General features: G+C 40.3%; 6 protein-coding genes. 5 read left to right on the top strand and 1 reads right to left on the bottom strand.

What is annotated here, in order from left to right; translation table 11 throughout:
* Positions 1-639 (bottom strand): GTPase RsgA (gene rsgA, locus RTK36_RS13775; protein WP_312047817.1); only part of this gene is annotated, 639 nt, incomplete at its 3' end.
* A 289-nt stretch (positions 640-928) separates the two neighbouring features.
* Between rsgA and RTK36_RS13770 the strand changes: the two genes are divergently transcribed.
* The 5 genes from RTK36_RS13770 to RTK36_RS13750 form a co-directional block, all read left to right on the top strand.
* The gene (locus RTK36_RS13770) at positions 929-1,297 is read left to right on the top strand and encodes a hypothetical protein (protein ID WP_312047816.1); all 369 of its coding nucleotides are present in this window, start codon (positions 929-931) and stop codon (positions 1,295-1,297) included.
* A gap of 19 nt (positions 1,298-1,316) precedes the next feature.
* Positions 1,317-1,775, top strand: coding sequence for a M23 family metallopeptidase (locus RTK36_RS13765; protein WP_312047815.1), 459 nt, complete (start codon positions 1,317-1,319; stop codon positions 1,773-1,775).
* The gene (locus tag RTK36_RS13760; RefSeq protein ID WP_312047814.1) at positions 1,772-2,617 is read left to right on the top strand and encodes a hypothetical protein; all 846 of its coding nucleotides are present in this window, start codon (positions 1,772-1,774) and stop codon (positions 2,615-2,617) included. The genes RTK36_RS13765 and RTK36_RS13760 overlap by 4 nt, the downstream gene beginning before the upstream one ends.
* Before the next feature lie 24 nt (positions 2,618-2,641).
* Positions 2,642-4,078 carry an Rne/Rng family ribonuclease gene (locus RTK36_RS13755; protein WP_312047813.1) on the top strand — a complete coding sequence of 479 codons (1,437 nt, stop codon included), beginning with the start codon at positions 2,642-2,644 and terminating at the stop codon, positions 4,076-4,078.
* 211 nt (positions 4,079-4,289) lie between these two features.
* Positions 4,290-5,288 (top strand): Rnase Y domain-containing protein (locus RTK36_RS13750; protein WP_312047828.1); only part of this gene is annotated, 999 nt, incomplete at its 3' end.

The following is a 5,288-nucleotide window of genomic DNA, read 5'->3' as shown; positions in this document are numbered from 1 at the left end:
CAAAAGGTTGACCAATGTTGATTTACCCACACCTGAAGAACCAATAAAAGAGGCAGTAATGCCCTTTTTTAGAAAGGTAGACAGTTTTTCTATTGTTTTAGCATCGAAGGATGAGGTCACGATTACGTCACAACCAAGAGCCACCGTTTGGATTTCATCCATAATTTGCAAGATGTTATCACACAAATCGCTTTTTGTGAGAAGAACAATGGGTTTAGCACCGCTGTCCCAACCAATGGACAGATACCGCTCCAAACGACTTAAATTATAATTTTGGTTGAGAGACATACAGATAAAGATGATGTCTATATTTGCAGCAATTACTTGAGCTTGATTAATTAGTCCCAAGGCGGCACGTTGAAATACACTTTTTCTTGTTAAAATCTTGTGGATGATGGCAGGGCTATGGGTATTGCCAATAGACACCATAACGAAGTCACCCACTGCAGGATATTGGGATAGGGTTTCCACTTCATAGGCAAACCTCCCTGAGATTTCAGCGAAACGCTCACCTTCAGCGCTGACGATGCGATACATTCCCTTATGCTGAGCAATAACCCTTGCCAAGGAATACTCTGGATAGAGAGTGGCTTCTTGTATAAATCGTTCTGATATACCATAATTTTCTAATAAATTCAATGAAATTACCTCCGTAAGAATTCGTATACTTTTTGTTATTTGTATACTACAAGGAGGTTTTTAGAAGATTTTAAGCTCTGAAAACCTCCTTGTTTCCCGCAATATCCGTTCTATCAAAATTGCAATTCATATGCACAATCCCCTTTCGGTATTATTATAAAATAATTTTAGCAAAGGATTGGGCAGAAAGCAAATAAATAAAAGGGATTTTTATATTTTAAGTTCATTTTTCATGCTCGTTCATATTTTGAAATCTGGGGCATATATTTGAAATCAGGAGGGATGCGGTATGACAGATAAGGAAAGAAAGCGGCGCAGAATGGAAATGGAAAAAAGAATGAGAGACAGACGAGAAGGCCGTAATCCTGGTGAAAGTTCATCTCAGGGACTTTTGGTTTTTCGTACATATGTAACTGTGATTCTGGCAGGGGCATTGGTATTGGTTTCTGCTTTTCATACAGACACATCTGAGGCAGTCTGCAATCAATTAAAGGAGACCATCGCATATCAAATTCCTGCAGAGGATGTCGCAACGGCTAGAGAGAAAATTACAGCCTTTTGGAAAGATAAAAATATTACTTTGCCAACTTTCCATAATGAGCAGAAGACACCAAAGGAAAACAAGGTTTACAAACCCGATTTAGAGGAATCGCCCTAGTGTTTTGGCGTGGTCTTTCGTGAATTGGGAAAAGAAACAAGAAGGCTGGATTAACCCAGCTGAAGGAATGGTAACTTCCTCTTATGGGGTAAGGGAAAATCCTGTACTGAGCAAAATGGAATTTCATAATGGGATTGATATTGGGGTAGTGATAGGAACGGAGGTTGCCGCCGTTCATAGCGGTGTAGTTACGGAAATTCGTACCTCTCCTACCTTTGGTCACGTTTTGGAATATGAAACAAAGGATGGTTATAAGGTAATGTATGCCCACCTTTCTGAGATATTAGTAAAGAAAGGGGACAAAGTGAAGCAGGGGCAGATTGTTGCGAAATCGGGAAATTCGGGACTATCCACAGGCCCTCATTTGCATTACAGCCTTTGGAAGAACGGAAAGCTCATAGATCCTATGGACTATGTTGATTTAAAATATACACAGGAAGTTGCAGCAGAATACGCTGCAAGGGGGGCGAGTATATGATAAAGCAGACTAAGCTTAAATTTCACCCGCTGTTTCTATTGTTAGCAGCGAGCTTATATTATTATGGAATGGGTACCTTGTTTTGGGACATGCTTTTTTGCTGGGCAGTACAGGAAGTGGGTTATGCTTTTTTTTGTAGGCGTAAGGGGCTGAGGGTACGGCATTGGCTATTTACACCTTTGGGTATCAGAGCCCACTTTGCGAGCACAAACATTGCCTTTGAAATAAAGCTGAGACTGCATTTTATTGGCAGTGGCATTGGAATTATATTAAGTGTTGTACTGTTTGGGTTAGAACAAAAGAACTTTGCAGTTCTCTCTCTATTACTAGCGGGGATTCGACTACTACCGTTTTTACCTTTAGAGGGAGGGCGAATTTGGCTTGAGATATTGGGGAAATGGAAGGGAACACTGCGGGCAGCAAGTTGGCTAACAAAAGCCGGTTATGGTATTGGTTATGGATTATGTGTTTTTGGGGTGTTGTTTTCAATTATAGAGCCTTGTGCATTTTTGATTTTACCAGTAGGTCTTTATCTGATATACGTAAATCGGCATGAATTTATACAAATTGCCAAGAATTTATATTCTGGGATGTTGATTGATAAGGAAAAGCCTTTGCGTGAAGTAATTGTTTCTGGAAAAGAAACACCCTTTGAGTTGGCTTTACATATGAATCCCTATGAGGACATTTATTTTTTTCGTGAAAACCAAGGGGGAGTGTCACAGGAGCGGGTTATGTTGGCATTATTTACGGAAAAGGACAGTCAGTGGGTGTGGAAAATTGCAGATCAAAAAGATTTTGGTGCAAAAACCTATCAATTCGGGTATGATGATATGGAATAGATGATTGATAAAGTAGGTGTTTGCATGAAACGAGTTTTACTGGATATTGAAGAAGGCATCACCAGAGTTGCCTTGGTAGAGGATGGCAAGCTGGTGGAATTATACTATGAAACAAAGGAAGAAGAAAGCTTGGTTGGAAATGTGTATGCTGGGCGGGTTGACAATGTAATTCCCAATCTACAGGCATGCTTTGTGGAAATTGGCAGTGACAAAAAAGGATACCTTTATTACGGAAGCAAGCGTGCTGTTTCTGACCAACAAAAAAATCCATCCAGACCCAAGGTGGGAGACACCTTGATTGTTCAGGTGGAAAAGGATGCCGCAGGATCCAAAGGCGCGGTTTTGACCCAAACAATCTCGTATCCGGGAAAGTTTATTGTTTTGGTGCAAGAGGAAGGGGAAATTGGTATATCCCGAAAGATTACAAATAATGAGGAGCGAAATCGCATTCGTGATATTTTAAAATCCATTGTGCCCAAGGAGTTTGGTGTAGTGGTTCGCACCAACGGGGAGGGCAAAACTGAGGAAGATTTCCAAAAGGAGCTTCAGTCCCTCTTGGAGAAAGCAAGAGTCATTGAAAACGCCCAATTTAGAATGGCACCTTCTTTGCTTCTTCAACAAAGTTTGCCGGTGGAAAAGGCTGTTCGGGATTTTTATAGCGAGAAAATTGATGAATTTGTTGTGAATGATCAACAGACCTATGAATATTTGTTAAAAACGGAAGATTTTAATGGGGAGAAACAGCCAAGGTTGTTGTTATACCAAGAAAAACTGCCCCTTTTTGAGGAATTTTTTGTCGAAAGTCAAAGTCAGAAAGCTTTGGATGAAAAGGTATGGCTGAAAAACGGTGGGTTTTTAGTGATACAAGAAACTGAGGCATGTGTGGTGATTGATGTAAACTCGGGGAAGTCGGCGGGCAAGGGAGACTTGGAAAAAGCAATTCAAAAGACCAACCTGGAAGCGGCACAAGAAGTGGCCAAGCAATTGCGTCTTCGAAACCTCTCGGGTATTATAATTGTTGATTTTATTGATATGACCAGTCAAGAAAATAGGAACATCATTACCAAGGAATTGGAAGCAGCTGTAAATAACGACCGCATAAAGACTGTTGTTGTGGGAATGACAGAATTGGGACTGATGCAAATTACGAGGAAAAAAACAAGACCTAGTTTATCTAAGCAAATGACTACAAAATGCCGACAATGTGATGGGACAGGGAGAATGCCCTCTATTGACTGGACGGTAACCAAGATGCGCCGTGAAGTTGAGAGCATTTTAGCCAATACCATATATGATCAGGTGACAGTTCGTGCGGATGGTAGGCTGCTGCAAGCTTTTTGCGGGGCGCAGAATGCTTATTTGGACAAGCTTGATGAGCGTTTCGAAAAAACAGTCCGTTGTGAAAGTACTAGAGATATGGGTTTCTCTTTATATGAAATAATGAAGGAAAAACAAAGATAATTTGGAGGAAAAGAACCGAAAACAAAAAAAATTATTTGTTTTCGGTTCTTTTCTATTATTGTCGCTTCATTGTGTTGAATTGTTTCTTGACACTTCTGGTAAAAAGTAATAAAATGATAGGGTGTTTTATAACACTGCTTATGGTATGTGAAAACAAAAAAATAGAATTTGAAAATGTACTTTGAAAACTGAATAAGGGGAGGTGTTTTTCATAGGGCCGATAAGTGTAATCTGTGCTGTGATTGGCATACTAGTAGGCGCCATCTGTGGTTTCTTTTATCGTAAACGTATTGCGGAAGCAAAAGTCGGTGTGGCAGAAGAGAGAGCCAAGAAGATTGTAGAGGATGCGGCAAAAGAAGCAGAAGGGCGTAAAAAAGAAATTTTACTGGAAGCCAAAGAAGACAGTATCAGAACAAAAAATGAGTTAGAAAAGGAAGTTCGTGACAGAAGAAACGAGCTTCAGAGAAATGAAAGAAGATTGTTCCAGAAGGAAGAATCATTGGACAAAAAGACAGAAGCTTTGGAAAGAAAAGACGAGCAGATGTTAAAGAAGCTGGAAGAGCTTGAAAAACAAAAAGAAGAGACAAAAGCACTTCACGCAAAACAATTGCAAGAATTGGAGCGGATCTCTGGTTTAACCACTGAGGAAGCCAAGAATTATATTCTTGCCATGGTAGAAAATGATGTAAAACATGAAGCAACATTGATGATTAAAGAAATTGAAAGCAAGGCAAAGTTGGAGGCAGATAGACGCTCCAGAGAAATTGTTGCCAACGCAATTCAAAGATGTGCCGTTGATCACGTGGCAGAGACTACGGTTTCTGTTGTTCAACTTCCAAATGATGAAATGAAGGGACGTATTATCGGTCGTGAAGGCAGAAATATCCGTGCATTGGAAACTTTGACGGGTATTGACTTAATTATTGACGATACGCCGGAGGCAGTTATTCTTTCCGGTTTTGATCCTATCCGTAGGGAAATTGCAAGACTTGCTTTGGAAAAACTCATTGTGGACGGGCGTGTTCATCCATCCCGTATTGAGGAAATGGTGGAAAAGGCTAGAAAAGAAGTAGAGGTTATCGTACGTGATGAAGGTGAAGCCGCTACGTTTGAAACCGGTGTGAATGGTTTGCACCCAGAGCTTGTTAGACTATTGGGCAAATTGAAGTATAGAACCAGTTACGGTCAGAATGTTTTAAAGCATTCCATA

Source organism: Anaerotignum sp. (assembly GCF_031981185.1).
In the GTDB taxonomy this organism is placed as follows: domain Bacteria; phylum Bacillota; class Clostridia; order Lachnospirales; family Anaerotignaceae; genus Chakrabartyella.
The sequence above is the reverse complement of the archived record's forward strand: the minus strand, read 5'-3'. Positions and strand labels throughout refer to the sequence as shown.

Excerpts from the sequence above, each read along its gene's own strand:
- RTK36_RS13760 (WP_312047814.1), top strand. The coding sequence starts at position 1,772 with ATGATAAAGCAGACTAAGCTTAAATTTCACCCGCTGTTTCTATTGTTA.
- RTK36_RS13770 (WP_312047816.1), top strand. The coding sequence starts at position 929 with ATGACAGATAAGGAAAGAAAGCGGCGCAGAATGGAAATGGAAAAAAGA.
- RTK36_RS13755 (WP_312047813.1), top strand. The coding sequence starts at position 2,642 with ATGAAACGAGTTTTACTGGATATTGAAGAAGGCATCACCAGAGTTGCC.